This window comes from Actinophytocola sediminis, from assembly GCF_054779715.1.
On record NZ_BAAGXS010000010.1, the window covers coordinates 1 to 26437 of the forward strand.

The window sequence follows — 26437 nt, forward strand, 5'->3', positions numbered from 1 at the left end:
CGCCGGGCTCACCGCGGTGCGCACCTCGCCGCTGCGCCGCGCCAGGGAGACCGGCGCGCCGGCCGCCGCCGCGGCCGGCCTGACCGCGGTCGCCGACGAACGGTTGATCGAGCTGGACTTCGGTGACGGCGAAGGGCTGACCGCGGCGGCGATGACCGCCCGCTTTCCCGAGGCAAGGGCGGCGTTCGAGGCCAACCCGGTCGACGCCCACCTGCCGGGCGGCGAGCACCCGGCGCGGGCCGTCGACCGGGCGACCGGCTGCCTGGCCGAGCTCGTCGAGGCCCAGCCCGCCGGCCGGGTGCTCGTGGTCGCGCACTCCACGATCAACCGGCTGCTGCTGTGTCACCTGCTCGGCCTGCCGCTTCGGCGCTACCGCAGTACTTTTCCGGTGGTACGCAACTGCGGGCTCACCACCCTGCGCTGGGCCGGCACCGATGAGCCGGCCGCGCTGATCGAGCTGAACCGTCCCGTCGAGGAGAGTCGATGACCGTTCGCATCCTGGCCGCGGGCGACCTGTTCGTGCGCAGCGCACTGTTCGTCGACGCGCTGCGCACGGAGGTCGGCACCGACATCGAACTGTCCACACTGGAGCTGCCATGGCCGGTGACGCCGTTCCGCGCCATCGCCGAGGTCGACGAGGCCAGCGGGGACGAGGACGAGCTGATCGCCGCGCTGGCCGGGGTTCGGGTCTGTGTCACCCAGTTCGCCCCGTTGACCGAGCGGGTGCTGGCCGCCTGCCCCGATCTCGAGCTGTTCGGCGTCGGCCGGGGCGGCCCGGTGAACGTGAACCTCGAGGCAGCGCGCCGGCACGGGGTCACGGTGACCAACGCCCCCGGCCGCAACGCGGAGGCCACCGCCGAGCACACGATCGCGATGATCCTCGCGGCGGCGCGGCGCATCCCGGACACCCACGGTGAGTTGCGCCAGGGGATCTGGCGTGGCGACTACTACCGCTACGACCAGGTCGGCATCGAGCTGGCCGGCGCGACCGTCGGACTGGTCGGCTACGGCGCGATCGGCCGCCGGGTGGCCGCGATCCTCACCGGGTTCGGCGCCACGGTGCTGGTGCACGACCCGTACCTGCCGGCGGGCGGGGACGTCGAGTCGGTGCCGTTGACCGAACTGCTCGGCCGTTCGCAGGTGGTGTCCCTGCACGCCAGGCTGACCGCCGACAACCGGGGCATGATCGGCGCGGCGCAGCTCGCGTTGCTGCCGCCCGGCGCGATCCTGGTCAACTGCGCGCGCGGCGGACTGCTGGACTACGACGCGGCCTGCGACGCGCTGGACTCCGGGCACCTGTTCGCCGTCGCGGTGGACGTATTCCCGACCGAGCCGGTGCCCCCGGACGCCCGGCTGCTGCACACGCCGGGGTTCGTGGTCACCCCGCATCTCGCCGGGGCGAGCAGGCAGACCGCGCACAACGCCGCGCGTACGGTGGCCGCCGATGTCGGCCGGTTCCTGCGCGGCGAGCCGGTGGCCCATCCGGTCTGAGGTCGGTGGGCGTAGTCGGGGCCCACCGACCCCTCGCTTCCGGCTCAGACCCCGCTGGCGAACATGTGGGTGAAGTTCTCCTCGTAGGCGTCGTAGACCGCCCGGACGTTGGTCTGGATCATCGCCTCGTCGTTGCGGCGCAACGAGGTGTGGTTCCAGTTGGGACTCCCGGTGAACACCCAGCGCGCCCGGCGCTCGCCGGCGAACTCACCGTCGACCAGGAAGTACTTCGAGTGGATCCGTCCTGGCAGCTCGGTCGACTGCTCGAGCGCGCGCAGTCCGATGCGCGGGTCGGCCGACAGCGTGTCGAGCACCTCGGGGTCCATCAGGCCGTGCACGATCGCCACCTCGCAGCCCTGGCCGGACAGCTCGACCAGCCGCTGTGCGATACCGATCCGATAGGTGTCCCATTCGGACATTCCGATGTGGATTCTCGTGCCGCCACGGCAGCCGACCTGGTCGAGGATCTCCAGGACGTGGTCGCCTTCCGCACGGGGGAAGAAGAAGGACCGCACCATGCCGCCGCGCATCCCGGTGCTGGTGGTGCGGTAGTAGTCGTCGGTGGCCCGTTCGGCCGCGAGGTCCTCGAAGTAGTCGTTGTAGGCGCGGTAGAGCTTGCGGTTGCCCACCAACGTGGTCGCGTTGTTCCAGTAGGTGCTCGAGTTCACGTCGGTGAGGTTCGCCGAGGACTGGACGACCACGTCCGAGGCCCGCCCGGTCCGCGAGAACAGGTAGAACTTGTTGTGCTGGCCCTTGGTGCCGATACAGGACGAGGTGTTGCCCTCCGGCGAGACCCGGGAACACACGTGCAGCCACGACTTCCGCGACTCGTTCTCGCCGAGCTCGGCGCGCAACGCCTCGGCGGCGGGGGTGGTGTCCTGCCAGCCGTCGAGCACGAGCTGCACGTCGACCCCCCTGCGGTGCGCGGCGATCAGCTCGGTGGCGAAGTCCAGACCGGCCTCGCCGGAGACCACGAAGTGCGCGATCCGGATGCGCGACCCGCGCGGCGCCTGGTGCACCAGGTTGCACAGCTGCCGCACGATCGCGGTCGGGTCACCGCCGACCGGGTCGTTGAACACCGCGCCGGTGCGCACCGGTTCGGTCGGCGCGTCCCGGCAGGGCATCGCCTCGGTCTCCGCGCCCGCCGCGCCGGCGGCCGGCACGGTGGCCAGCGTGACGACCAGCGCGGCCGATAACAGCAAACCTTTGACACGCATGGGTTTCCCCTCACAAAGGGATAGTTGAGCGCTCAAGTTAACGTTACTTGACGGTGATTGTCAGCACGTTACGTGCGCCGCCGGGACGGCGTCAAGAGCATGGCGGGGTGTCCTTATCGGTTCAGTCCGAAGTGGTCGTCCACAGTGGTCCCACAGTGGCCCCACGGTGGTCTTTGACAGGGTCGCAATCCGGAGTTAACGTTCACGGCACTTCAATTAGCGCTCACGTGAACGTTCATCCCCGTGGCGCCACACATCTCCACAGGAGCTGACCATCTTGGGTAGTCCCACCTCTGACGCGGCGACGGACTCGGCCATCGCCGGGCACCTGCGCCGGGCGATGCTCGACGCGGACCCGGTGCTGTCCCGGTTCAACCCGCTCTCCCGCATCCTCGTGTTCGACCAGTTCAACTCCGGCACACACGGCTGGACCGAGCTGATCGGCAACCACGACGGCGAGGGCAACCTCGACACGGTCGACGACCACATGCGCGACTTCCGGCCACCGCAGCTGAGCTCCTGCACGTTCTTCGACGTCGGCACGCACGGCGCGATGACCGGCACCTACGCGCTCAAGGTCGCCACCCGGCCGGTCACCGGGCACACCGCGGTGGCTATCCGCAGGCTCACCATGGCCAAGAAGGGCCGGGTGCAGTTCGAGACCTACTTCACCTTCAAGGCCGAGGCCGCCTCCGAGGAGAACGGGGCGGCGACCCAGGCGGGTGCCGGCGCGTGGGACGGCAACATCCACCCCTCCGAGCAGCAGTTCGGCGCGTTCACCGTGGCCACCGACATCTGCGACGACCGGGGCGAGCGCTACCACACCGTGGTGCGGTACCAGAACACCGATCTGGACAACCAGTTCACCCGGCGCTGGATGTACCCGGTGGTGCCGGAGCCGACCCCGCGCGAACACCTGGAGGGCAAGGCGAAGCTCGGCCCGACCGACGACTTCACCGCGCCGAACCCGCAGGACTGGCGGTCCTTCGGCGAGCCACAGTCCTTCTGCTACAACGAGGTGCCGACCAAGGTCAACTGGCACTACCTGCGCTGGCAGATCGACACCGAGGCACGGAAGAACATCGAGCTCCAGATCAACGACCGCGTGTACGACATGCGCGACGTCCCGGTGCCGGTGTACGAGGAGCGGTACGACTCGCTGGACAACCTCCTCAACTTCTACGTCAGCGCCCGCACCCACACCGGGGTCCGGAACTTCCTGTTCCTGGACTCGGTGCTCGTCTCGGTGGATTGGTAGGACCTCAATGCGACAGTCGCAAGCAGCGGTACTCGAGCGATACCGCGTTCTGGACGGGGACTTCGCCACCGAGCCGTACGAGACCGGGTGGGCGACCGAGGCCCGCTGGTTCGTCCGCGTGCTCGAAGCGTCCACACCGGACACCAAGATGGTGCTCACCACGCAGCTCTCCCCCGACGGCCTGAACTGGTGCGACGCCGAGTGCCCGGTGCAGGTGAGCGAGGGGGTGGCCATGGTGTCCTGGCCGGTACGCGAGTTCGGCCAGTGGTTGCGGATCAGGGGGACCGTCCAGGGGGCAGACCGATCAGTGAAGGTGCTGATCTACCTCACGCTCAAAGACTGAGCATTGGAGATGCATAGTGACCAGGTATGACCGGCGTAGCTTCCTGAAGATCAGCGGCATGGGCGCGGCAGGCGCCTACCTGGCCGCCTGCAGTGTCGGCGGCGGCGACCAGGCCGGCGCGGAGTCCGCGCTGCGCGCGGCGTTCAGCCAGCCCATCAACGACCTCGACCCGCACGGTCCGTCCAGTGTGGACGAGGCGACGTTGCTCGCCGGCCGGCTCATCTACGACACGTTGGTGCGCCGCAACGGCGAGGAGCTCGAGCCCGCGGTCGCCGCGTCCTGGGAGCAGCCGGACGAGAACACCTGGGTGTTCACCCTGCGCGAGGACGTGAAGTTCCACGACGGCACGACACTGACCGCCGCCGACGTCAAGGCGTCGTTGGAGCGGGTCAAGGCGGCCAACACCGCGCAGTCCACCCTGTGGGCCACGGTCGCCTCGGTCGAGGCGACCGACGACACCACGCTCACCGTCACCACCGCGCGTCCACTCGGGACGATGCTGGTCAACCTGTCACTGATGTTCATCCTGCCCGCCGCCAAGATGACCACCGACGGCTTCTTCGCCAAGCCCATCGGCAGCGGGCCGTTCAAGGTGGAGTCGTTCACCCCGGCCGACGAGCTCGCGCTGACCTCGGTCGACCACTGGAGCGGACGGCCCAAGCTCAAGCAGGTCGCCCTCCCCTACCTGCCGGAGACCTCCAGCCAGATCACCGCGCTGCGCACCGGCGACCTGGACATCCTGTGGCCGGTCCCGCCCGACCAGCTGCGCGAGCTGGAAGGCGTCGAGGGCATCCGGCTGGAGACCGTGCCGAGCTATGTCTACTACCTCAACTGGTTCAACTGCGGCAAACCGCCGTTCAACGATCCCCGGGTGCGCCGGGCGATGTGGCAGGCCGTCGACATCGCCGGCATCGTCGCGGACCTGTACGGCGACGGCGCCGAGGTGATGACCGCGCCGATCCCGTCGACCGCGTTCGGCCACGCCGAACAGCGGCCCTACGCGCACGACCCGGACGCGGCCAGGCGGGAGCTCGCCGCCGCCGGGCTCGGCGACGGCTTCGCCACGTCGCTGATGTGGTTCAGCGACACCGGGCCGCTGGCCGACGGCCTCGCCCAGGCCATGATCTCCGACTGGGCCAAGATCGGCGTCACGGTGGCGCCGCAGAGCGTGGAGAAGGCGGAGTGGCTGCGCCGGCTCAACGAGAAGGAGTTCGACATGGAGCTCCAGACCAACACGGTCACCACCGGCGACGCGGACTTCACCCTCGGCCGGCTGTACGACTCGGCGGCCGACCGGATGGGGTACCGCAACCCGGCGCTGGACGACATCCTGCACCAGGCACACGAGAACGCCGACCAGGATGTCCGAGGCGACCTGTACGCGCGGGCGTGCAAGACCATCTGGGACGACGCGGTCGGCATCTTCCCGGCCGCGCTGATCAGCACCTACGGGCTGCGCAGTACGGTGGCGGACTTCCAGCCGGCCCCGAGCAACCAGCCTGACCTGCGCGGCGTCACCGTCGGCTGAGAAACCGGGACGAGGGAGGGTCAATGGTGGATTCTCGGCGGGTCACGCTCAAGGACATCGCGCGGTCGCTCGGGGTGTCGGTCAACACCGTATCCCGGGCGCTGACCGGCAAGGACAGTGTCAGCGAGGCCACCAGGGAACGGATCAAGGCCGAGGCCGAGCGCCTCGGCTACCTGCCCAACCCGATGGCGCGCTCCCTGGTCCTCGGCTCGGCGATGACCATCGGCCTGGTGATCACCAACCCGTCGAATCCCTTCTACGCCAGGCTGATCAGCGCGATAGAGCACCGTGGCCGGGGTTATGGCTACTCGCTCATGCTGCTGGTCACCGAGGAGAGCCCGGACGGCGACCACGCCGCCGCGCAGACCCTGCTGCGGTGGGGTGTGGACGGTGCGCTGATCGTGCCGGCGGTGCAGAGCGACGGCGAGCACTGGGAACGGCTGCCCGAGTCGGGCATCCCGCTGGTCTGTCTCAACCGGGACCTGCCGGCGCTGGATCTGGACTGCATCGGCGTCGACTACGAGCACGGCGCGTACACCGCCGCGCGCCACCTGGTGGACGCGGGCGCGCGGACGGTGTGCCTGTTGGAGGAGGACCTGCCGATCTCGCCGGTCGCCGACCGCACCACCGGTTTCCTGCGCGCGCTGACCGAGGCCGGGCTCACCGCGGGCCGCGAGCAGGTGCGCTCTGTGCCCACCCGGCGCCGGGAATCCCTTGCCCTGCCGTGGGAACCGGCCGACGCCTACCGCCTGGCGCAGGACATCGTGCGTGACGGCGGGTTACCGGACGCGATCATGGTCGGCAACGACTACTTCGCGCTCGGGGTCTACCGCGCGCTGACCGAGGCCGGCCTGCGGGTCGGGCACGACGTGCTCGTCGGCGGGTTCGGCGACCACCCGTTCGCCGCCTACCTGAACCCGCCGCTGACCACCGTCGCGCTGCCCGCGACCGAGATCGGCACCACGGCCGTCGACCTGCTGCTGCGACGAATGCGCGGAACCGACGACCATGACCTGGCGGACAAGCGACGGCTCCCGGCCGAACTCGTCGTGCGCACGTCGAGCAGGCGCGACGACCAGGTGATCCGGTCATGATCGGCTACCTCGTGCGCCGGCTCGCCCAGGCGGTGCTGCTGCTGTTCGGCGCGGTCACCATCGTGTTCCTGGTGCTGCGGGTCATCCCGGGCGACCCGGCGGCGCTGATCCTCGGCAGCCAGGCCACCGCCGAGCAGCTCGCCACCAAGCGCGCCGAGCTCGGCCTGGACGATCCGTTGCCAGTGCAGTACGTCCGCCACCTCGGTGAGGTCATCCGGCTGGACTTCGGCGACTCCTGGCGTCTCGGCGGCGACGCGTTCACCTCGGTGATCGACCGGCTGCCGGCGACGATCACGCTCGCCGGCTGCGCGCTGGCGTTCACCCTGGCGCTCGGCTTCCCGCTCGGCGTGTACGCCGCGCGGCACAAGGGAAAGCTGGCCGACCGGGCGGTGTCGTACTTCTCGCTGACCGGCCAGGCGCTGCCGGCGTTCTGGGTCGGCATCATGCTGGTGCTGATCTTCTCCAGAACGCTGAACCTGTTGCCGGCCACCGCGGACGGCTCGGCGGTCGCGCTGGTGCTGCCGGCGTTCACGCTCGCGTTGCCCTTCCTCGGCTGGCTCGCGCGGCTGGTGCGCAACGGCACCCTGGAGGAGCTCGGCCAGGACTACGTGCGCACCGCGCGGGCCAAGGGGCTGTCCGAGCGGGTGGTGTTCAACATCCACGTGCTGCGCAACACGCTCACCCCGGTGGTCACCGTGCTGGGGCTGATCCTCGGGCACTTCATCGCGGACGCGGTGATCATCGAGCAGGTGTTCGCCTGGCCGGGCATCGGCTCGCTGATGATCGAGTCCATTCAGAACCGCGACTACGCGGTGGCCGAGGCGGCGATCATCCTGATCGCGGTGTTCTACATCGGACTGAACCTCGTGGTCGACCTGCTCTACTTCGCACTCGACCCCAGAGTCACGCTGGAGACGGTATGACGTCCAGGTCCGCCGGGCTACGGCATGTGGGCAGGCATGTGGGCAGGCGTGTTGGCATCGGCTCCCTCGTGGCCGGGTCCGTGCTCGCGTTGTTCGTGCTGATCGCCGTGTTCGGCCCGATGCTGCTGCCCTACGACAGTGTGGCCACCCGGGTCGGCGACCGGCTGCTACCGCCGTTCAGCACCGCCTCCGACGGCACGTTCGCGTTGTTCGGCACCGACCAGAACGGCCGGGACGTGCTGCGTCAGATGGTCGCCGGCTCGCGGGTGTCGTTGCTGGTCGGCACGACCGTGGTGGTCGTCGGTGGGCTGGTGGGCCTCGTGCTTGGTCTGCTGGCCGGCTACTACGGCGGCTGGCTGGACGCGATCATCTCCCGGGTCGGCGACATGCAGCTCGCGTTTCCCAGCATCCTGCTGGCGATCCTGCTCGCCGGCGCGCTCGGCCCGAGCCTGACCAACGTGATCGTCGCGCTCGCGGTGACCCGCTGGGTGATCTTCGCCAGGGTCGTTCGCGGCTCGGCGCTCACCACCCGGGGCCGGGAGTTCGTCGAGTCAGCGCGGGTCATGGGCGCGAGCGATCTCCGCATCCTGGTGCACTACATCCTGCCGTCCTGCATGCAGCCACTGCTGGTGGCCGCGACCGTCCAGGTGGGACTGACGATGGTCGCCGAGGCGGCGCTGAGCTTCCTCGGCCTCGGCGTACCGGTCGACCAGGCGTCCTGGGGATCGACGATCGCCAACGGCCGCGACTACCTGGCCAGCGCGTGGTGGATCGCCGCGGCCCCCGGGGTCGCACTGACCCTGGTGGTCATCTGCATCGGCCTACTCGGCGACCGCGCCCGCGACGAGTCCGACCCAGCCAGAGAGGTGGCAGCCAGATGAAGAGACACCTTCTGTCAACCTCAGAATCAAAGCCACGCCAAGCCCTCCCCAACCGCACCTCAGGGGAACGTGACGCACCCCAGCCACAAGTACGCCCCCAACCCCCACCCACCCTCCCCAACGCAACCAACACATTTAATCCCGGGGAGGCGGAACAGTGACCTTGCTTGAGGTGTCGGGGCTCGCGGTCGCGTTCGGTGAGCTGCGCGCGGTGCGTGGCGTCTCCCTGACCGTCGAGAAAGGACAGACGCTGGCCGTGGTCGGCGAGTCCGGCAGTGGCAAGAGCGTCACCTCGCTCGCGGTCATGGGTCTGTTGCCCGCGCAGGCGAGGGTGGTCGAGGGCAGCATCGCCATGGACGGGGTGAACCTGCTCGACCTCGGCCAGGACGAGCTGCGCCGACTGCGCGGCGAGGAACTGGCGATGATCTTCCAGGACCCGCTCAGCGCGCTGAACCCGTCGCTGACCGTCGGCTACCAGATCGCCGAGATGTTCCGCCGGCGGCGCGGGGCCGCGCGGGCGGCGGCCAACGAACGGGCGGTCGCGGCGATGACCGAGGTGGGCATCCCGGACGCGGCCACCCGCGCGAAGTCCTACCCGCACGAGTTCTCCGGCGGCATGCGCCAGCGGGTGATGATCGCGATGGCACTGGCGCTCGAACCCCGGCTGCTGATCGCCGACGAGCCGACCACGGCGCTGGATGTCACCGTGCAGGCCCAGATCCTGCGGCTGCTGCGCGAACGGCAACGGGCCGGTCTCGCGATGATCATCATCAGCCACGACCTCGGCGTGGTGGCGCGTACCGCGCGGTCGTTGGTGGTGATGTACGCCGGGCAGGCGGTCGAGTCCGGCACCGTCGCCGAGGTCTACGCCGCGCCGGCGCACCCGTACACGCTCGGCCTGATGGCCGCGAGCCCGTCGGCCCGCAGCCAGAAGCGGGGAATCCGGCCCATCGACGGCAATCCGCCGGATCTCACCGCGCTGCCGGACGGATGTGCCTTCCACCCGCGCTGCCCGTTCGCCAGGGACCGTTGTCGCACCGAGGCGCCTCCGCCGCGCCGGCTGCCCTCCGGACGGACCAGCGCCTGTCACTTCGCGGAGGAGGTGCTCGCCCATGACCGAACAGCCGGTGCTTGAGCTGGTCGACCTGGTCGCCGGCTACCGCACGCGCCACGGACTGCTCGGCAGGCGCGGCCTGGTCCGCGCGGTCGACGGGGTGAACCTGACCGTCGGCGCGGGCGAGACCGTGTGCCTGGTCGGGGAGTCCGGCTGTGGAAAGTCCACTGTGGCCAGAACGGTGGTGAACCTGCTGAGGCCGATCGCCGGCGAGGTGCGCTTCGCCGGCCGCGCACTGGCCGGTATGGACCGGGGGGAGCTGCGGGCCATGCGCCGGGACGTGCAGCTGGTCTTCCAGGATCCCTACGCCTCGCTCAACCCACGGATGACCGTGCGCGAGCTGATCTCCGAGGCGTGGCGGATCCACCCCGGCATCGTGCCGAAAGCCCAGTGGGACACCGAGGTCGCCGAACTGCTCGAACGGGTCGGCCTCAACCCGGCGCACGCCGCCCGCTACCCGCACCAGTTCTCCGGCGGGCAGCGGCAACGGATCAGCATCGCGCGGGCGCTGTCGGTGCGGCCGAGGCTGATCGTGTGCGACGAGGCGGTCTCGGCACTCGACGTGTCGATCCAGGCCCAGATCCTGGCGCTGCTCGCTCGGCTGCGCGACGAACTCGGGGTGGCGTACCTGTTCATCACCCACGATCTCGGGGTGGTGCGCCACTTCGCGGACAAGGTCGCGGTGATGCACCTTGGCACCATCGTGGAGACCGGCCAGACCGAGCAGATCTACGCCACCCCAGCACATCCCTACACCCAGGCGCTGCTGTCGGCCGCGCCGAGCGTGGACGACTGGCAGGACCGGGACGACGACGAGATCGTGCTGCACGGCGACGTGCCGTCGCCGTCGCGGCCACCGGCGGGCTGCCGGTTCCACACCCGTTGCTGGAAAGCCACCGACCGGTGCCACACCGAGGAACCGGCGCTCGAGCCACGCGATGTCGGCCATCCGGTCGCCTGTCACTATGCCTCGATCACTTGCGGATAACCCACCGAAACAATTTCGACACTGGCGGTAAGTACATCTCGGGTGCGAATATCGAGGTATGGCCGCCGTCGACCTGCAGCGCCGCCCGGTGCGATGGGCCGTCGCGATCGTGGTCGCGCTCCTCGGCGTTGGCGTGGTGGTCGGCGGCGTGGTGTTGTCCGACCGGGACGACCTCGACGAGCTGCTGACCAGGCGCGCGGAGGCCGCGCTCGAACGGGCCGACCCGGCGATGGCCGGCCACCACGCGCACACCGGGCACGCCCAGCCGATGGATCCCAACCAGCGCATGGACATCGACGGCAACGCACTGCGCTGTGTCGCCGAGGTGTTCGGCCACGATCCACCGGAGGCCACGTCGATCGGCGAGGTCACGATGGTCTACGCGCACCGCATGTGCGCGGCCGTCGGCCCCGGCCTGACCTGGCCGGACTCGATCAGGGAGACCGGGCCGGTCGCGCTGCGCCTCGGCGTCCCGGACACGCTCGTGCTGCCGGAGAAGGCACTCACCGACGACCTGGACGCCAACTACGCCGACCGCATCCGCGCGGTGGTCCCGCCACGCCTGCAGCAGGACGCGCTCACGTACACCGAGTTCGTCGACGAGGACGTCGCCGAGGAACTGCAGGACCGCATCGACGACTGATCTGGATTTGGGAGCGGTTCCAAAACGGTCACCCATGGTTCCCAAATGAATACGGAGAAGTTACACTGGAACAAGCTGGGAGCGCTCCCATATTGCTCTTTCAACGACTGAAGGAGGCAAGGTGAGGAAGCGAAAGTTCGCGATGACTGGCGTGGTCATCGCGGTTACCGGTCTGCTCCTGAGCTTGGTGAGCGCCGGGGTCTCGAGTGCGCACGGGGCCGCCCTGATGCCCGGTTCCCGGACCTACCTGTGCTACAAGGACGGCCGCGCCAGCACGGGCCAGATCATCCCGCAGAACGCCGCGTGCTCGGCCGCGTTCAACCAGGGCGGTGCCACGCCGTTCTACAACTGGTTCGCCGTGCTCCGCTCGGACGGCGCCGGCCGCACCCAGGGCTTCATCCCCGACGGCAAACTGTGCAGTGGCGCTGCGCAGATCTACAACTTCAGCGGGTTCGACATCGCCAGGGCCGACTGGCCGGTCACTCACCTGACCTCCGGCGCCGCCATCCAGGTGCGCTACAACAAGTGGGCCGCCCACCCTGGCCGGTTCGACCTGTACATCACCAACAGCAGCTACAGCCCGACCCAGCCGCTGCGGTGGAGCAACCTCAACTCGACCCCGTTCAGCAGCGTGGTCAACCCGCCGGAGTCCGGCTCGACCGGCAGCGAGGACGGGGCGTACTACTGGAACGCACAACTGCCGTCCGGCCTGTCCGGTAGGCACATCATCTACTCGGTCTGGACCAGGTCCGACAGCACCGAAACGTTCTACGGCTGCTCGGATGTCGTCTTCGACGGTGGCAACGGGCAGGTCACCTTCTGACGACCCGCTCGCCGAACGCGCCCCGGCAGCCGGCCGGGGCGCGTTCGCCCGTTTGCCCCAAACAGTCAGGGGATCGTTGACAAACCGCGCGCCAGCGCGCCAGTCTGGGAGCGCTCCCAGACGCCGCTGTCGACGAGGTGCCCATGAAGCGATCACGCCGTGCCGCGTTGCTGACCCTCGCGCTGGCGGCCACCACCCAGGTCGGTGGACCCCCTGCCGCACAGGCACAAGCCGACACCGTCGCGGTCGTGGTCAACGCGCGCGCCGGCCTGGAACGGGTCGACGACCTGGCGATCGGGGTGAACCACGCGATCTGGGACGCCGAGCTCGGCACGCCGGCGGTCGCGGACCTGATGCGCGACGCCGGAGTGGCCGCGATGCGCTACCCCGGCGGCTCGTACTCCGACATCTACCACTGGCGCGACCACACCGCGCCGGGCGGTTACGTCGCCCCGAACACCGACTTCGACCACTTCATGGCCGGGGTGCGGCGCGCGGGCGCGCGGCCGATCGTGGCGGCCAACTACGGCACCGGCACGCCACAGGAGGCGGCCGACTGGGTGCGCTACGCCAACGTCGAGCACGACTACGACGTCGAGTACTGGGAGATCGGCAACGAGCTGTACGGCAACGGCCACTACGGCGCGGAGTGGGAGGCCGACGACCACCCGGACAAGAGCCCGGCCCAGTACGCGACGCTCGTGCGGGACTACGCGCGGGCGATGAAGGCGGTCGACCCGAGCATCAAGGTCGGCGCGGTGCTCACCGCCCCCGGCGAATGGCCGGACGGGATCACCGCGGCGGGCGATGCCGGCACGTGGAACCAGGTCGTGCTGGCGACCGCGGGTGCGGACATCGACTTCGGCATCGTGCACTGGTACCCGACCGGGGAAACCGGCCCCGAGGTGCTAGGAAAGACCGACCGGATCAGCCACGCCATCTCGATGGTGCGCGCGCAGGCCAGGCAGTACACCGGCAAGGACATCGGCATCGCGATGACCGAACTGAACACCTCCTACGGCCGCAACACCCAGCCGGGCGCGTTGTTCGCGGCCGACGCCTACGCGACGCTGATCGCCAACGGGGTGTTCACCACCGACTGGTGGAACGTCCACAATGGAATCGAGCGGGTGACGACGATCGGCGGGCAGCCCGACTTCCACGATTTCGGGCTGCTCTCCAGCGGCACCTGTACCGAGGACGGCACCGCCTGCCAGCCTGCGCTCAACACCCCGTTCGCGCCCTACCACGCGCTGGCGATGCTCTCCCGCTTCGCCGGCGCAGGCGACCAGCTGGTCGGCGCGAGCGCGTCCGACCCACTGGTCAGGGCACACGCCGCCCGGCGCGCCGACGGCGGCCTGCGGGTGCTGCTGATCAACCAGGATCCCGCCGCCAGCAAGGAGATCACGCTCGACTACGCCGGCTACACGCCGGCGGCGGGCGCCACGGTGCTGCGGTACGGGAACGGGGACACCGGCATCACCACCGGTTCCGGCACGGCGGGCACGGTCACGTTGCCACCGTACTCACTGACCACGTTGGTACTGCGGCCATCCGCGCCGGCAAGCCAGCCGGCCACCCCGGCGAGGCCGGCGGCGAGCGGGATCACCGACCGCGCGGCGACGATCACCTGGCCGGCCACCACTCGCGGCGTCAAGTACGAACTCCACCGTCAGGTCGGGACCACCAGCCAACAGTGGGGCGAGACCACCGGCACCACCTTCACCGTCACCAACCTGCGCCCGGCGACCGACTACACGGTCAACGTGCTCGCCAGGGACAACGCGGGCCGGGTGTCGTGGGCCTCTCCCCCGCTGAGTTTCCGCACCACCACCCCGGCGGCCTCGTCGTGCGCGGTGCGGTTGGCCGAGACCGCCAACTGGGGCAACGGATTCGTCGCCGACGTCACGATCACCAACACCGGCGCCCAGGCGATCGACACCTGGACGATGACCTTCACCTGGCCGACCGGATGGCAACAAGCGGACAGCGGCTGGAACGCGACCTGGACGCAGGAGGGCACCGACGTTACGGTGACCAGCATCGACGGCAATCACCTGCTCGCCCCCGGCGCCAGCACCACGGTCGGCTTCGTCGGCGCCTACCAGGGTCCCAACGTGGCACCAACGGCGTTCTCCCTCAACGGAACCCTGTGTAGCTAGCGACGACGAACCCGACTCCACACCGGATCGAGCCAAATGTCACTTTCGGCCCGATCTCCCATCGTGCGCGCTGCCCAACTACCGGCGTCTGGAGCAATTCTCGTTGTACCCCAAGGTGTTTTCGTGATCTTGCGGTATGAATGTACGCGACCGGCGCCCTGGACCCTGGCGGTGAATGGATGACTGTCCCATGACCCCGTTACCCACAACCACCGCCGAAGGTGGCGCGTTCGACCCGGATCCCGGAACCGTCGCCGCGTGGATCGACGCGGTCGGGCGGTACCTCATCGCGTTCGTCGACGGTCTGGACAGCGCGCCGGCCATCGGCCCGAACCTGCCGGTCGACATGATCAGCCGGTTGTCGGTGCCGCCACCGGACAACCCTGGCCAGTTCGACGACCTGCTCGCCACGTTCGCCGACGCCGCCCGCTACGGCCTGGAGACCGCCGGTCCCCGGCACTTCGCCTATGTCCCCGGCGGTGGCCTGATCTCCTCGGCCATCGCGGAGTTCGTCTCCCGCGCGGTCAACCGGCACACCGCGGTGGCCGCGGTCGCCCCCGGGCTGGTGGCCATCGAACAGGGCGTACTCCACTGGCTGTGTACCGAGTTCGACCTGCCGGCCGGGTCGACCGGGCTGGTGACCACCGGCGCGTCGATGGCGACCACGTCGGTGGTGGTGGCCGCGCGCAACGACCGGCTCGGCGATGACTTCGCCGACGGCACCATGTACATCACCGAGCTCACCCACCGCTGTGTCGCCAAGGCGGCCACGATCGCGGGCTTTCGCCAGGACCGGGTGCGGATCGTGCCGGTCACCTCGGACCTGCGGATGGACGTGGCCGCCGCCGCGCGGATGATCGCCGATGACCGGGCGGCCGGGCTGCGCCCGTTCCTGCTCGTCGGCACCGCCGGCAGCACCAGCACCGGCACCGTCGACCGGCTGCTGGAGTTGGCCACGCTGGCCCGCACCGAGGACCTGTGGCTGCACGTGGACGCGGCCTACGGCGGGTTCTTCCAACTCACCAGCCGGGGTCGCCACCGGCTGACCGGCATCGCGTGCGCCGACTCGATCGCGCTCGACCCGCACAAGGGGCTGTTCCTGCCGCACGGCACCGGGGTGCTGCTGGTGCGCAGCGCGGGCCCGCTGCGCGCGGTGTACGGCGAGGAGGGTCCGTATCTGCGCGATCTGGACCCGCTCGACCTGCTGCCGAACTTCGCCGACCTCGGCATCGAACTGACCAGGGAGTACCGCGGTCTTCGGCTGTGGCTGCCGCTGCATCTGCACGGGGTGGCCGCCTTCCGCGCCGCGCTGGACGAGAAGCTGGACCTCGCCGCCTACGCCCACGACGAGCTGCACCGGATGACCGGCATCCACGTGCCGTGGCGGCCCGAACTGTCCACAGTGAACTTCCGGGACGTGGCCGGCAACACCGCCACCAACCGGCTGCTCGGCCGGATCCACGCCTCCGGCAGGGCACTGCTGTCCAGCACCACCGTGCGCGGACAGGACCTGCTGCGGATGTGCGTGCTCAGCCACCGTTCCCGCGCCGAGCACGTCGAGGACGCCCTCGACGTCATCCGCGCCGCCGCCGACGAGGACTGGTCGGCCGCCGGTTAGCGCGCCGGCGAACGGCACCGGGGCCGGCACTTCCCGTGCCGGCCCCGGTTTTCCGTGTTCAGCTAGCAGACACCGAGGTCCAGCCAGGAGGTCGAGGTGCCGGGCGCCTCGCCGATGGAGAACCAGTTGGCGAGCAGCCAGGCGTGGCCGTTGTGGCCGACGGTGTCACCCAGCAGGTAGATCTGGGTGGCACTCCACGCCTCGTAGCCGGCACACGGCTCGGGGTCGGGGTCCTCGCCCGGGTCCTCCGGGTCGGGATCCACGCCGTCGCCGGCGAACAGCAGGTTGTTCGGCGAGCCGCTGCCGGGGGTGGTGACGTTGCCCTTGCTGGCGCCGTCCTTGAGCGCGGTCTGCACCTGCGCCGGGGTGGCCGACGGGTTGCCGCCAAGGTAGAGGGCCGCGACCCCGGCGACGTGCGGGGTGGCCATCGACGTGCCGCTGATCGTGTTGGTCGCGGAGTCGCTGCTGTTCCAGGCGGAGGTGATGTCCCGGCCAGGAGCGAAGATGTCGGTGCAGGTGCCGAAGTTCGAGAACGACGAGCGGGCGTCGTTGCGGTCGGTCGAGTTCACCGTGATCGCCTCGGCCGTGCGGGCCGGGGTGAAGTTGCACGCGTCGGCGCTGGAGTTGCCGGACGCGATCGCGTAGACGACACCGGAGCTGATCGAGTTGCGGACCGCGGTCTCCAACGAGGCGTTGGTGCCCGACGCGCCGAGGCTCATGTTGGCCACGGCCGGCTTGACCGCGTTGGCGGTGACCCAGTCGATGCCGGCGGCGACCCCGGCGAGGGTGCCGGAACCCTGACAGTTGAGCACCTTCACCGCGACCAGCTTGGCTTCCTTGGCCACGCCGTGCGCGGTGCCGCCGACGGTGCCGGCGACGTGCGTGCCGTGGCCGTTGCAGTCGGTGTTGTTCGAGTCGACGGTGTTGGTGCCCCAGGTGGCGCGGCCACCGAAGTCGCCGTGCGTGGTGCGGATACCGGTGTCGATGATGTACGCGGTCACGCCGGGCGCGGTGTTGGGGTAGGTGTAGCTGTTGTCCAGCGGCAGATCGCGCTGGTCGATGCGGTCCAGCCCCCAGGACGGCGGGTTGGGCTGGGTGCCGACCGCGCTGATCACGCGGTTCTGCTCGACGTAGGCGACCGCCGGGTCGGCGGCGGTGCGCTTGGCGGCGTCGGCCGACATGGTGGCGGCGTAGCCGTTGAGCGCGGCGGTGTAGGTGTGCTGGACGTTCGCGCCGTACTGCCGCGCGGTCGTGGACGCCGACGCGCCGGCGTCATCCTTGAGCACGACGAGGTAGCTGTCGGGAATGACACCAGGCGCGTCGGCGCCGAGGACCGTGCCCTCGGCCTGTGCCGGGACGGCGAGGCCGATGCTGACCGCGGCGGTCGCCATGGCCACGAACATGGAGGCGGCGAGGGTGCTCGCCGATCTGACGGATGACCTTCTCATGCCGAAACAAACTCCTCGGGTGCAGGCACGAGCCGGAACGCTGCTCGCGGCAGGGGGCACTCGGCCGGCGACCGGTTGGTCACCAATTCCCAATCCAACGGAATACCGGGGCGATGAGCAACGATCTGGGAAGAACACCAGCCATCCAGCCGTACCCTGCCGCCGCTGAATGCCTCATTCGGGACGCTCAACGTCCCGAATGAGGCATTCAGGGCTTGGAAGAAGGCGCGCATGGAAAGGCCCGCCGGCGACGAGGGGCCGCGCCGGCGGGCCACGGCCAATGGTGCGACTGTGCCTCCGCACCACCAACAGCCTCAGTGTTCCCGGCTGCCCGGTGGCTCAAACACCGTGTGTGCGGCGGAGTTCAGCGCAGCGCGATGGTCAGCAGGACGACGGAGTCGGCCAGTGCCCGCAGGCCGTGCCGTTGCGGCGGGAGGTTCGCGAGACTCCCCTTGTCCAGCACCCATTCCTGATCGTGGGTGTGCAGCCGCACCTGACCGGCGAGCACGTGCAGGGTGCCGGCCGTGGGGGAACCGTGTTCGGCCATCTCCGCGTCCTTGGCCAGCGCGATCAGCGTCGCCCGCTGTGCCATGCCGTTGACCAATGTCCTGGCCGCCCGGTGTGCCTGGTTGCGGCGGGCCTCGTCCAGTAGTTCCGTCGCCAGGGTCTCCACCTGGGTCACGCGGGGGTGGTCGTTCATGGTCACTCGCTCCCATCCACGGCTGGGATCAATGTACGGCGGCCCGCAAGCGTCCGGTCGATCGTCCGGTCGATCACTGAATTCAATCATCGTTTGCCAGCCGCCGCCCGGCGTAGGAGAATGCCTTGCCCCGCAAGGAACTCACTGGCCGAGCGCGGTGCGGTACAGCTGGGCACAACGCTGCCACGGCGCGCCGTCGAGCTCGCGCAGCTGGGGCAGCAGGTCGGCGGAGAACGCGACGCTGGACTCCGCCGGCAGCAGCGAGGGCAGGTTGTCCACGGCGATCAGGTCCAGCGGCGGCCGCGCGCGCAGCCTGCTGGCCGGGTTCGCCCAGTCGGTGAGCGAGTCGTAGATCGGCAGCAGGTTGCAGTCCGAGCCGACATCGCAGGTGACGTCGCAGACCACCGCCAGCCGCCGCGGCTCGTCGAGGTCGGCCGGGGTGAGGAACGGGGTGCCCGGCTCGGTGGCGAGAACCGCGTTGAGCAGGATCTCGTGGTCGAGCAGGGCCGCGCGGTCCAGGTCGCGGGTCTCGGCGAGGTCCCAACGGCTCGGGGTGATGCCGGCGGTGGTGAACGCCTCGACCGCGCCGCGCCCGCACCGGCCGAGCGCGCCGAGCACCACGGCGCGCGTGCTGTCCCCGGTGGCCGCGATGCGGGCGTCCAGCTCCGCGCGGGTGGTCGGGCGCAGCGGCGGGTCCAGCGTGCCGCGCTGGTGCAGCACGGCGACCGCGGCACCGATGTACCCGGCGAAGTAGCCGAACGCCGCGAGCCGGCGGCCGGTGTCGTCGGTCAGGTACTCCAGGTCGAGCAGGGTGCCACCGCCCCTGGCGAACCGGGCCAGCAGACGCGCGGCCCCCGGCTGGCCCTTGTAGGCGTGGCCGAACATCACGTGCCGGTGCCGCAGCGCGGCCGGTTCGTCCGGCAGCTCCTTCAGCCCGACCACGACCACCTCGGCCGGTGCGTCGACCCAGCTGCCGGCCGGCACGATCGGGCAGCCGGCGGCGGCGTAGTCCTCGGTCGGGAACGCCCGCCTCGGCGAGTCCTCCACGGTCAGCGCGGTGCCGCCGGCCACCAGGCTGGCCGCGTCGGCCGGGGTGATCGGCGTGCGCCGCTCGCTCGCGCGGGTCTCCGCGCGCAGCCACAGGGCGGTCATGCCGGCGGGGGCGCGGTCGAGCCGCGCGGGACGAGGGTCGGTTCCGGTTCACGGACCACGACGTGCCGGGGCGCGGCCCCGCCGAGGCGCTCCAGCAGCAGCGTCACCGCCGCCGCGCCGAGCTCGCGCATCGGCATGGCGACCGCGGTCAGCGCCGGCACCAGGTGCGCCGCGTAGGTCACGTCGTGGAAGGCGACCACCGACAGGTCGGCGGGGACCCGCAGGCCGGCCTCCCTGGCCGCGGTCAGCGCGCCGATCGCGGCCAGCACGTTGCCGACCACCACCGCGGTCGGCAGCGGCGCCACGGTGGCCAGCAGCTCGGCCATGCCCGCCCGGCCGGAGTCCACGGTGTGCCCGCCGGCGACGACCCAGGTGGGATCGGCCGGCAGCCCGGCCCTGGTCAGCGTGTCCCGCCAGCCACGCACCCGCTGGCCGGACCGCTGGGTGCCGCCGATCTTCAGGTGGGCGACCCGGGTGTGGCCCAGGGCGAGCAGGTGCTCGGTGGCCAGCCGGGTGCCGCCGGCGTCGTCGAGCGCGACGCTGGCCAGCGTGCTGGAGCGGTCGTTGAGCAGCACGGTGGGAATCCGGGTGGTGGCCGTGGCGATCACCCGGCGGTCCGAGACCGTGCCGGCGCGCTGCAGCAGCAGGCCGTCGATCGCGCCGCCGTGCACCGCGCGGTGGACGGTCTCGTCGCCCCGGGCGAGGCCGTCGATGTCGGCCAGCAGCAGCACGTGCCCGGCGTCGGCGGCCGCCCGCTGCGCGCCCAGGATGATCTCCCCGTACAGCGGGTTCGCCACATCGTGTACCGCCAGGCCGAGCGCGCCGGCCCGGTTGTGGCGCAACGCCCTGGCCGCGTGGCTCGGCGTGTAGTCCAGCTCGCGGGCCGCGGTGAGCACCCGGTCCCTGGTCTCCTCCCGCACCTGGAGCTTGGGGTCGTCGTTGAGCACCCGCGAGACGACCGCCGGGGTCACGCCGGCCTGCCTGGCCACATCGGTGATGCTGACTCTCAACCCCTCGCCTCCCGTTCGCCGGACCGCTCAGGTTACGGGGTCCGGCCCGTCGATGACGGCCACATGGACGGCGACATGAACGGCGACATGGACGGCGACATGCCAGCGGCCGAGGCACCCGACGCCGATCTCGCGAGTCCAACGCTCCGAACACCCGAGTCCAACGCTCCCGACCCGCGCACGCCGGGTCGCGCCGTGGTGACCACCGCCATCCGATCGGTGAACCGCCGGGTCACTGGCCCGCTCCCTCCGGCTGGTCGGTCTCCACCAGGCCACGCGGTCCGATCCGGCGCACCCGGGCGTCGGTCCGGAACAGCACCGCCTCCAGCACCACGTTCCTGGTCTCCTCCCCGCCGAGGCGCAGCAGGCTCGCGCCCTTGTCGCGCGCGGCGGCCACGCCCTGGCCGGGGAAGGTCGTCGCCGGCTCGATCGCGCAGACGTAGGCCTCCCGCCACCACGGGTAGCCGGGGGTGGCGCGCAGTTCCTGCCAGAGCCAGGCGTGGCCGAACACCTCGGTCGGCCACCGCATGCCGACACCGAGCCCGAGCCGGGGGTTGCTGATGGCGAACCAGCCGGCGCCGTCGAAGTCGGTCAGGTAGGCGAGCTGGGCCGTCGGCGCGTCCGGTATGCGGGACAGGTCGACCTCGGTTCCGTCCACTGTGGACACCATGGGCCACTGATGGCGGCTGCCCGGCGTGAGCAGGGTTCCCGGCGCCTCGTCGTCGGCCACCAGGGTGCGCGCGCTGGTGGTGATCACCGACTCCGGGCCGACCAGCGGCGCGCCGAACGCGGGATGGTGGCTCCACATCAGCTCGAGCTCGACCGGCGAGGTGTTGGTGACCGACTCCTCGATGGTCAGCAGCCTGCCCTCCAGACGCACCCGGCGGCGCAGCCGCAGCGGCGCGTGGTGCAGACGCACCGTCAGCTCGGCGAAGTCCTCGCCGGTCGCGGTGACCTCCCACGGCACCAGGCAGGCCTCGCCGTGGAAGCCCCAGCGGGTGCCCGGCGCCTCGGTCTCGGCGCCCCCGTTGGGACACAACACCTGCCAGCCGCCGGGGTAGCGTTCCAGCCACGCGCTCTCCGAGTCGGGCGCGAGGGCGCCGGGCGCGGGCGGCGGCAGCCCCCACGGCGTCTTGAACAGGACGTCCACTCCGGACTCCCGGTCGGTCAAGGAGTAGATGTCGCAGCCCTTCTCCGGCAACAGCACCACCTCGACCTCCGCCGTGCGCAACGCGAGCCCACGCCAGCCCCTCGGCAGGTCGACCCACTCAACCACCGAGCACCTCCTCGGTGTGCTGGCCGGCGCGGGGCGCCCCGCGCCGCGGACTCGGTGGCGTGCGGAGGGTGCCCTCCCGCTCGCCGAGTGGCACTGTCCACAGTAGTTCCGCGGGTCGCACCTGGGGATCCTCCTCGATGGCCGGGTAGTCCTGGCACGGGGTGCCGTGGTCGCGCACCCGCACGTGGGACAGCGGTCCGTGGTCGTGGTTGGTCATCGCAGCTCCGCTCCGATGTCAGGAGGATCGTCCATGATCTGCTCCTCCAGGTCGAGGAGTTCGTCGATGAGCCGCCGCCCGTGCGAGGTCAGTGCCCGGGTGCGGGCTGCGCGGGGCGCCACATCGGTCCGTCCCGTTCGAGTTCCGCCGATGCGGTGGCCGGGAGCGAAATCCGGCCCGCCTCGGTCGCACTGCGCGGCGAATCGTGCCCGCATTCGGCACAATGGCGGGAACCCACCGGTACTGAACCAGGGTGAAATCACCTTCCGTGCAGGTCAGGAGCAGCAGCCGCGTTCGACGGTCGTAGACAAATCCGCCGTCCGGAATAACTTGAACGACCGTGAACGCCACCGTCTCCTTCCTGCTCAACGGCCGACTGGTCACGCTGGAGAACCCGCCGTCCCACCTACTGCTGATCGACTACCTGCGCTCCCCCGCCGTCGGCCTCACCGGTGCCCCGAAGGAATGCGGGCCGGGCGGCTGCGGCGCGTGCACGGTGATCCTGTCCGCACGGGACGCCGACTCCGGCGAGCTGACCCACCGGTCCGTCGACTCCTGCCTGCGGCAGGTCCGCGCGCTCGACGGCCATGCCGTGACCACGATCGCCGGCACCGGCCAGACCGTGCGGCCGGTGCCGGCGCGCAACGCGCTGGCCACCGCGCGCGCCGTGGCCGCGCCGATCGTCGACGGTAGGCGCGGCGGCCGGAACCCGGTCGCCCACCGGCTGGTGATCACGCTCGACGACGCGCTCGACGGCCATCCTGGCCGCCGCACCGGCCGCCGGCCGCTCCTGACCGGCACCCGGACCTTCCCCGGCGACCGGGCGTTCGAGGCACTCACGGCGGTGCCCCCGGCGGCCAACCGGCTGCGCGTCGGCGGCCGGGTGTGGGGCCGCCCGGCGACGCTGGCGGAGCTGGTCGAGCTGCTGGCGGAGTTCCCCGGCGGGCACACCCGCCTGGTCAACGGCAACACCTCCGTCGGCGTCTACCCCGAGGACATCCGGGCCGCCGACGTGCTGATCGACGTGCAGCTGGTGCCGGAGCTGCGCGCCGTCGCCGTGCGCGACGAGTGGGCCGACGTCGGCGCCGGCACCACCTACGGCGAGCTGCTCGAGCTGCTCGACGACATCCGCCGCACCAGGGTCCTCGACGAGGACACCGGCGTCGGCGCGCTGTGGTTCATGGCCCGCCGCACCGCGGGCACCATCGTGCGCGACACGGCCACCATCGGCGGCAACACCATGCTGGTGCTCGACCACATCGACGCGGGCCAGCCGTTCCCCTCCGGCCTGCTCACCGCGCTGGTCGCGGTGCGCGCCGAGGTGAGCGTGCGGTGGGCGACCGGAGACGACCAGCCGGAACGGCTGCCGCTGGCCCAGCTGGTCGACCGGGTCGCCGACGACCGGACCTGGCTGGACGGGCTGGTCCTGCTCACCTACCACCTGCCGCTGACCGCGCCGCCCACCGCCGCGGTGTTCGCGCAGAAGGTCGCCCCGCGCGACCTCACCGCGCACGCCCTGGTCAACGCCACGACCAGCCTGCGGCTGACGAACACGACGGTGGCCGACGCGGTCGTGGTGCTCGGCGGCATCGCGCCCCACCCGTGGCGCCCGGCCCGCACCGAGGCCGCCCTGCGCGGCTCGACCCTCGACCTGGCCGGTTTCGGCCGCCTGGCCGACATCCTGCGGGTGGAGGTCGGCGAGGAGCTGGACAGCTGGCGCGAACGGCTGAGTACGGTGCCCGGCGGTGGCGTCACCGACGAGTACCGGGTCCAGCTGGCCATCGCGTTCCTCTACAAGGCCGTGGTCAACGCGCTGCTCAAGGTCGCGCCGGCCGAGGTGCCGGCGGCCGAGCGGTCGGCCGGGGTCCGTTGGCCTGGCGACGGCGTGCGGCGCCACCCCGTCCAGGGCTGGACGGCGCCGCTCGCCCAGCCCGCCATCAAGCTGACGGCCTTCTACCAGGCCACCGGGCAGCTCACCCACACCCGCGAGGCCCCGGTGCCGGCCCGCACGGCCAACGCCGCGTTCGTGCCGAGCACCGCCGCGCTCGCCAACTACCACTTCCGCCTGCCGGGCACCGACGGCGGTCCGGTCGAGCGCGCCGAACTGGTGGCCCACCTTTCCGTGCGCTGGCCGGGTTTCCTCGACCTGGTCACCCACGAACAGCTGCCAGCACACGGCATCAACTTCCAGGGCGTTGGCGGCGACCAGCCGCTGCTCGCGGTGCGCCGGGTCAGCTATGTCGGGCAGGCGGTCGCGCTGGTGGTGGCCGACGGCGAGCAGGAGGCCGGGACGATCGCCGACTACGTCGCGGCGCACTGCCTCGGCTACACCGAGGTGCGGGAGTGGCCGCCGGAGTGGCGCCGGCCGGTGCTGACCATCGAGCAGGCCGTCGAGCGCGGCTCGATCTTCCCCGACCACCCGACCACCGCCAACTTCAACTCCCACATCTGGCAGGTCACCCGCCCCGGCAGCGACCTGTCCTGGGTGCTCGACCGCTCGCCGTTGCACCGGGAACCGAGCCACACCACCGCGATCGTCGACGGCGTCGAGTGCGTGCTGGTCAGCAACGCCCAGTCCACCGGCGGCCAGGCGCACCGCTACCTTGGGCCCCAGTCCTGTCTGGTGGAGCCGTTGGCCGGCGACCGGTGGCGGATCGTGCCATCGGCCAGGAGCCCGATGGAGGCGCACCAGACCGCCGCGATGGCGCTCGGGATCGAACACCACCGCATCGAGGTGGACCTGCACCCGGCCGGCGGCACCACCGAGCAGACCAGGTTCGTGGTCGGACCGGCGGTGGTCGCGGCCAACGCGCTGCACCGCCCGGTGCGCCTGGCCATGCCGCACGACGCGGACACCGGCATGACCGGCAGGCGGCACGCCATCCACGGCGCCTACCAGGTGGCCATCGACCCGACAACCAAGCTGCTGCACGGCATCGACACCAGGATGTTGGCCGACGGCGGCGCGTTCTACGACTGCTCGTTCATCGTCGCCAACAGTCTGCAGCTGCGGACCGACAACGCCTACCGGGTCGCCAACTTCCGCAGCCGGATCGACGTCTGCCGGACCAACAAGGCGCCGAGCACCGCGTTCCGCGCGTTCGGCGACATCCAGGGCAAGCTGATCATCGAGAACGCGATCGACGACGCCGCGTACGCCGCCGGGCTTGACCCGGCCGAGGTCCGGGAGCGGAACCTGTACCAGCGGGGCGACGTGACGGCCTTCGGGCAGGCGTTGACCGACTGCCACCTGCGCGAGGTCTGGACCTATCTGCGGGAGACCTGCCAGTACGACCGGCGCGTGGCCGAGGTGGCCGAGTTCAACCGGCGCAACCGGTGGCGCAAGCGCGGCATCGCGCTGCTGCCGGTCAAGTACGGCTCCGGCTACAACCTGCTCCAGCTCGAACAGGCCGTTGCCTATCTCGCGGTGTACGCGAGTGACGGCAGCGTGGTCATCCACCAGGGTGGCGTGGAGCTGGCGCGCGGGCTGGACACCCGTGTCGTCGCCGCCACCGTGCTGAACGTGCCGGTCGACCTGGTGCGGGTCGAGGGCCGGGACACCGCGGTCACGCCCACCCCGACCGGCACCTACTACAGCGCCGAGGCGGTCAAGCAGGCCGGTGAGCAGCTGCGGGGCCGGCTCACCGAGTTCGGCTACCGGATGCTGGCCGAGAAGGGCCAGGACTGGTGCTGTGCCAACCAGATCGACTTCTGGAACTACGGCAAGCAGGGCTGGGCCACGCCAAGGACCAACCCGATCACCGGCACCTCCAGGCTGATCTGGCAGAACCTGGTGCAGGTCGCCTACCAGCAGCGGGTGGACCTGGTGGTGTCGTTCACCGCGAACCTGCGCGGTGAGCGGCATCCGGTGCCGGCGCTGACCTTCAAGCCGATGGACCAACAGCGCGACATCCCGGGCATCGAGGTCGACCGCGAGGCCACGCCGGGCGGCGCGGTCGACTCGTTCCCCGACTTCACCTACGCCGCCGCGTGTTCGACGGTCGAGGTGGACATCCTCACCGGCGAGGTCACGGTGCTGCGCGCGGACATCGCCAACGACATCGGCTGGAGCCCGCACCCGGCGGTGGACATCGCCGCGGTGGAGCGCGCGTTCGTGCAGGGCATCGGCTACGTGCTGACCGAGGACCTGGTGTTCCAGCCGGCAGGCGGGCCGGACCCGGCCGACGCCTGGCGGTACCAGCCGCCGGCGGTGACCACGATCCCGCTCGAGTTCAACACCCACCTGTTCCCGAGGGGCCTGGCGCCCGAGGTGCCGGGCAACCCGACCGACGCGCTGTCGGCCACCGAGGTCGGCGAGCCGCCGCTGGTGTTGGCCACCAGCGTGTTCCTCGCGGTGAAGGACGCGGTGCGCACCTCACGGCTCGAACGCGGGCACCCCGGCCTGTTCCGGCTCGACGCGCCGGCCACCGTGCAGGAGGTGCGCCGCGCCTGCGCGGTCGACCTGAGCTGACGGGTCGTCCATTGTGGCCGGTCCGGCGCGATGTCCGATACGTACGCCGATGTACTGGTTCGGGCCGGGCACTGGTAGAA

At 70.9% G+C, this 26437-nt stretch carries 23 protein-coding genes; 15 read left to right on the forward strand and 8 right to left on the reverse strand.

Annotation, left to right across the window (positions count from 1 at the left end; all coding sequences use genetic code 11):
• Both ACYVIP_RS05955 and ACYVIP_RS05960 read left to right on the forward strand, forming a co-directional pair.
• Nucleotides 1–487 (forward strand): histidine phosphatase family protein (locus ACYVIP_RS05955; RefSeq protein ID WP_460392850.1); only part of this gene is annotated, 487 nt, incomplete at its 5' end.
• A complete protein-coding gene (locus ACYVIP_RS05960; RefSeq protein ID WP_460392853.1) occupies nucleotides 484–1491 on the forward strand; it encodes a 2-hydroxyacid dehydrogenase in 1008 nt (335 codons plus the stop codon). The genes ACYVIP_RS05955 and ACYVIP_RS05960, both read left to right, overlap by 4 nt.
• A 44-nt stretch (nucleotides 1492–1535) precedes the next feature.
• Here the strand turns inward: ACYVIP_RS05960 and ACYVIP_RS05965 are convergent, their stop codons facing one another.
• Complete coding sequence (locus tag ACYVIP_RS05965; RefSeq protein WP_460392855.1) at nucleotides 1536–2708, reverse strand: phospholipase D-like domain-containing protein; 1173 nt, start codon at nucleotides 2706–2708, stop codon at nucleotides 1536–1538.
• Nucleotides 2709–2985: 277 nt separating this feature from the next.
• Here ACYVIP_RS05965 and ACYVIP_RS05970 point away from each other — a divergent pair, with 277 nt between their 5' ends.
• The 12 genes from ACYVIP_RS05970 to ACYVIP_RS06025 all read left to right on the forward strand — a co-directional run bounded on the left by ACYVIP_RS05970 (nucleotide 2986) and on the right by ACYVIP_RS06025 (nucleotide 16083).
• Nucleotides 2986–3966, forward strand: coding sequence for a DUF6772 family protein (locus ACYVIP_RS05970; protein WP_460392857.1), 981 nt, complete (start codon nucleotides 2986–2988; stop codon nucleotides 3964–3966).
• A 7-nt stretch (nucleotides 3967–3973) separates the two neighbouring features.
• On the forward strand, nucleotides 3974–4309 hold the full coding sequence (locus ACYVIP_RS05975) for a hypothetical protein (RefSeq protein WP_460392859.1): 336 nt from the start codon (nucleotides 3974–3976) through the stop codon (nucleotides 4307–4309).
• 16 nt (nucleotides 4310–4325) lie between these two features.
• A complete protein-coding gene (locus tag ACYVIP_RS05980) occupies nucleotides 4326–5837 on the forward strand; it encodes an ABC transporter substrate-binding protein (RefSeq protein WP_460392861.1) in 1512 nt (503 codons plus the stop codon).
• Between the two features lie 23 nt (nucleotides 5838–5860).
• On the forward strand, nucleotides 5861–6931 hold the full coding sequence (locus ACYVIP_RS05985; protein ID WP_460392863.1) for a LacI family DNA-binding transcriptional regulator: 1071 nt from the start codon (nucleotides 5861–5863) through the stop codon (nucleotides 6929–6931).
• The gene (locus tag ACYVIP_RS05990; protein ID WP_460392865.1) at nucleotides 6928–7854 is read left to right on the forward strand and encodes an ABC transporter permease; all 927 of its coding nucleotides are present in this window, start codon (nucleotides 6928–6930) and stop codon (nucleotides 7852–7854) included. The genes ACYVIP_RS05985 and ACYVIP_RS05990 overlap by 4 nt, the downstream gene beginning before the upstream one ends.
• A complete protein-coding gene (locus tag ACYVIP_RS05995) occupies nucleotides 7851–8735 on the forward strand; it encodes an ABC transporter permease (RefSeq protein WP_460392867.1) in 885 nt (294 codons plus the stop codon). Before ACYVIP_RS05990 ends, ACYVIP_RS05995 begins: the two co-directional genes overlap by 4 nt.
• A gap of 157 nt (nucleotides 8736–8892) precedes the next feature.
• On the forward strand, nucleotides 8893–9870 hold the full coding sequence (locus tag ACYVIP_RS06000; protein WP_460392869.1) for an ABC transporter ATP-binding protein: 978 nt from the start codon (nucleotides 8893–8895) through the stop codon (nucleotides 9868–9870).
• Nucleotides 9848–10837, forward strand: coding sequence for an ABC transporter ATP-binding protein (locus ACYVIP_RS06005; protein ID WP_460392871.1), 990 nt, complete (start codon nucleotides 9848–9850; stop codon nucleotides 10835–10837). The genes ACYVIP_RS06000 and ACYVIP_RS06005 overlap by 23 nt, the downstream gene beginning before the upstream one ends.
• A gap of 58 nt (nucleotides 10838–10895) precedes the next feature.
• Nucleotides 10896–11480, forward strand: coding sequence for a hypothetical protein (locus tag ACYVIP_RS06010; protein WP_460392873.1), 585 nt, complete (start codon nucleotides 10896–10898; stop codon nucleotides 11478–11480).
• A 121-nt stretch (nucleotides 11481–11601) separates the two neighbouring features.
• Nucleotides 11602–12303: a lytic polysaccharide monooxygenase auxiliary activity family 9 protein gene (locus ACYVIP_RS06015; RefSeq protein ID WP_460392875.1), complete on the forward strand. Its 702-nt coding sequence runs from the start codon at nucleotides 11602–11604 to the stop codon at nucleotides 12301–12303.
• 143 nt (nucleotides 12304–12446) lie between these two features.
• Nucleotides 12447–14465, forward strand: coding sequence for a cellulose binding domain-containing protein (locus tag ACYVIP_RS06020; protein ID WP_460392877.1), 2019 nt, complete (start codon nucleotides 12447–12449; stop codon nucleotides 14463–14465).
• Between the two features lie 190 nt (nucleotides 14466–14655).
• Nucleotides 14656–16083: a pyridoxal phosphate-dependent decarboxylase family protein gene (locus tag ACYVIP_RS06025; protein ID WP_460392879.1), complete on the forward strand. Its 1428-nt coding sequence runs from the start codon at nucleotides 14656–14658 to the stop codon at nucleotides 16081–16083.
• 62 nt (nucleotides 16084–16145) lie between these two features.
• Here ACYVIP_RS06025 and ACYVIP_RS06030 read toward each other — a convergent pair whose 3' ends face one another.
• The 7 genes from ACYVIP_RS06030 to ACYVIP_RS06060 form a co-directional block, all read right to left on the reverse strand.
• Nucleotides 16146–17531, reverse strand: a complete 1386-nt coding sequence (locus tag ACYVIP_RS06030) for a S8 family serine peptidase (RefSeq protein ID WP_460392881.1) — start codon at nucleotides 17529–17531, stop codon at nucleotides 16146–16148.
• A gap of 364 nt (nucleotides 17532–17895) precedes the next feature.
• Entirely contained in the window at nucleotides 17896–18231 is a 336-nt protein-coding gene (locus tag ACYVIP_RS06035; protein ID WP_460392883.1) for a cupin domain-containing protein, read from the reverse strand.
• 141 nt (nucleotides 18232–18372) lie between these two features.
• On the reverse strand, nucleotides 18373–19383 hold the full coding sequence (locus tag ACYVIP_RS06040) for a saccharopine dehydrogenase (RefSeq protein ID WP_460392885.1): 1011 nt from the start codon (nucleotides 19381–19383) through the stop codon (nucleotides 18373–18375).
• Nucleotides 19380–20393 (reverse strand): LacI family DNA-binding transcriptional regulator, encoded by a 1014-nt coding sequence (locus tag ACYVIP_RS06045; RefSeq protein ID WP_460392887.1) that lies wholly within the window; start codon nucleotides 20391–20393, stop codon nucleotides 19380–19382. The genes ACYVIP_RS06040 and ACYVIP_RS06045 overlap by 4 nt, the downstream gene beginning before the upstream one ends.
• A 232-nt stretch (nucleotides 20394–20625) precedes the next feature.
• Nucleotides 20626–21669, reverse strand: coding sequence for an aldose 1-epimerase (locus ACYVIP_RS06050; protein WP_460392889.1), 1044 nt, complete (start codon nucleotides 21667–21669; stop codon nucleotides 20626–20628).
• Nucleotides 21662–21886, reverse strand: coding sequence for a hypothetical protein (locus tag ACYVIP_RS06055; RefSeq protein ID WP_460392891.1), 225 nt, complete (start codon nucleotides 21884–21886; stop codon nucleotides 21662–21664). The genes ACYVIP_RS06050 and ACYVIP_RS06055 overlap by 8 nt, the downstream gene beginning before the upstream one ends.
• Entirely contained in the window at nucleotides 21883–22008 is a 126-nt protein-coding gene (locus ACYVIP_RS06060) for a hypothetical protein (RefSeq protein ID WP_460392893.1), read from the reverse strand. The genes ACYVIP_RS06055 and ACYVIP_RS06060 overlap by 4 nt, the downstream gene beginning before the upstream one ends.
• Before the next feature lie 218 nt (nucleotides 22009–22226).
• Between ACYVIP_RS06060 and ACYVIP_RS06065 the strand changes: the two genes are divergently transcribed.
• Entirely contained in the window at nucleotides 22227–26357 is a 4131-nt protein-coding gene (locus ACYVIP_RS06065) for a molybdopterin cofactor-binding domain-containing protein (RefSeq protein WP_460392895.1), read from the forward strand.
• Nucleotides 26358–26437: the final 80 nt, after the last annotated feature.

Bases quoted from the DNA above. Each gene is read 5' to 3' on its own strand.
- ACYVIP_RS05960 (WP_460392853.1), top strand. From the start codon at position 484: ATGACCGTTCGCATCCTGGCCGCGGGCGACCTGTTCGTGCGCAGCGCA.
- ACYVIP_RS05965 (WP_460392855.1), bottom strand. From the start codon at position 2,708: ATGCGTGTCAAAGGTTTGCTGTTATCGGCCGCGCTGGTCGTCACGCTG.
- ACYVIP_RS05975 (WP_460392859.1), top strand. From the start codon at position 3,974: ATGCGACAGTCGCAAGCAGCGGTACTCGAGCGATACCGCGTTCTGGAC.
- ACYVIP_RS05985 (WP_460392863.1), top strand. From the start codon at position 5,861: ATGGTGGATTCTCGGCGGGTCACGCTCAAGGACATCGCGCGGTCGCTC.
- ACYVIP_RS05990 (WP_460392865.1), top strand. From the start codon at position 6,928: ATGATCGGCTACCTCGTGCGCCGGCTCGCCCAGGCGGTGCTGCTGCTG.
- ACYVIP_RS05995 (WP_460392867.1), top strand. From the start codon at position 7,851: ATGACGTCCAGGTCCGCCGGGCTACGGCATGTGGGCAGGCATGTGGGC.
- ACYVIP_RS06005 (WP_460392871.1), top strand. From the start codon at position 9,848: ATGACCGAACAGCCGGTGCTTGAGCTGGTCGACCTGGTCGCCGGCTAC.
- ACYVIP_RS06010 (WP_460392873.1), top strand. From the start codon at position 10,896: ATGGCCGCCGTCGACCTGCAGCGCCGCCCGGTGCGATGGGCCGTCGCG.
- ACYVIP_RS06020 (WP_460392877.1), top strand. From the start codon at position 12,447: ATGAAGCGATCACGCCGTGCCGCGTTGCTGACCCTCGCGCTGGCGGCC.
- ACYVIP_RS06025 (WP_460392879.1), top strand. From the start codon at position 14,656: ATGACCCCGTTACCCACAACCACCGCCGAAGGTGGCGCGTTCGACCCG.
- ACYVIP_RS06030 (WP_460392881.1), bottom strand. From the start codon at position 17,531: ATGAGAAGGTCATCCGTCAGATCGGCGAGCACCCTCGCCGCCTCCATG.
- ACYVIP_RS06035 (WP_460392883.1), bottom strand. From the start codon at position 18,231: ATGAACGACCACCCCCGCGTGACCCAGGTGGAGACCCTGGCGACGGAA.
- ACYVIP_RS06040 (WP_460392885.1), bottom strand. From the start codon at position 19,383: ATGACCGCCCTGTGGCTGCGCGCGGAGACCCGCGCGAGCGAGCGGCGC.
- ACYVIP_RS06055 (WP_460392891.1), bottom strand. From the start codon at position 21,886: ATGACCAACCACGACCACGGACCGCTGTCCCACGTGCGGGTGCGCGAC.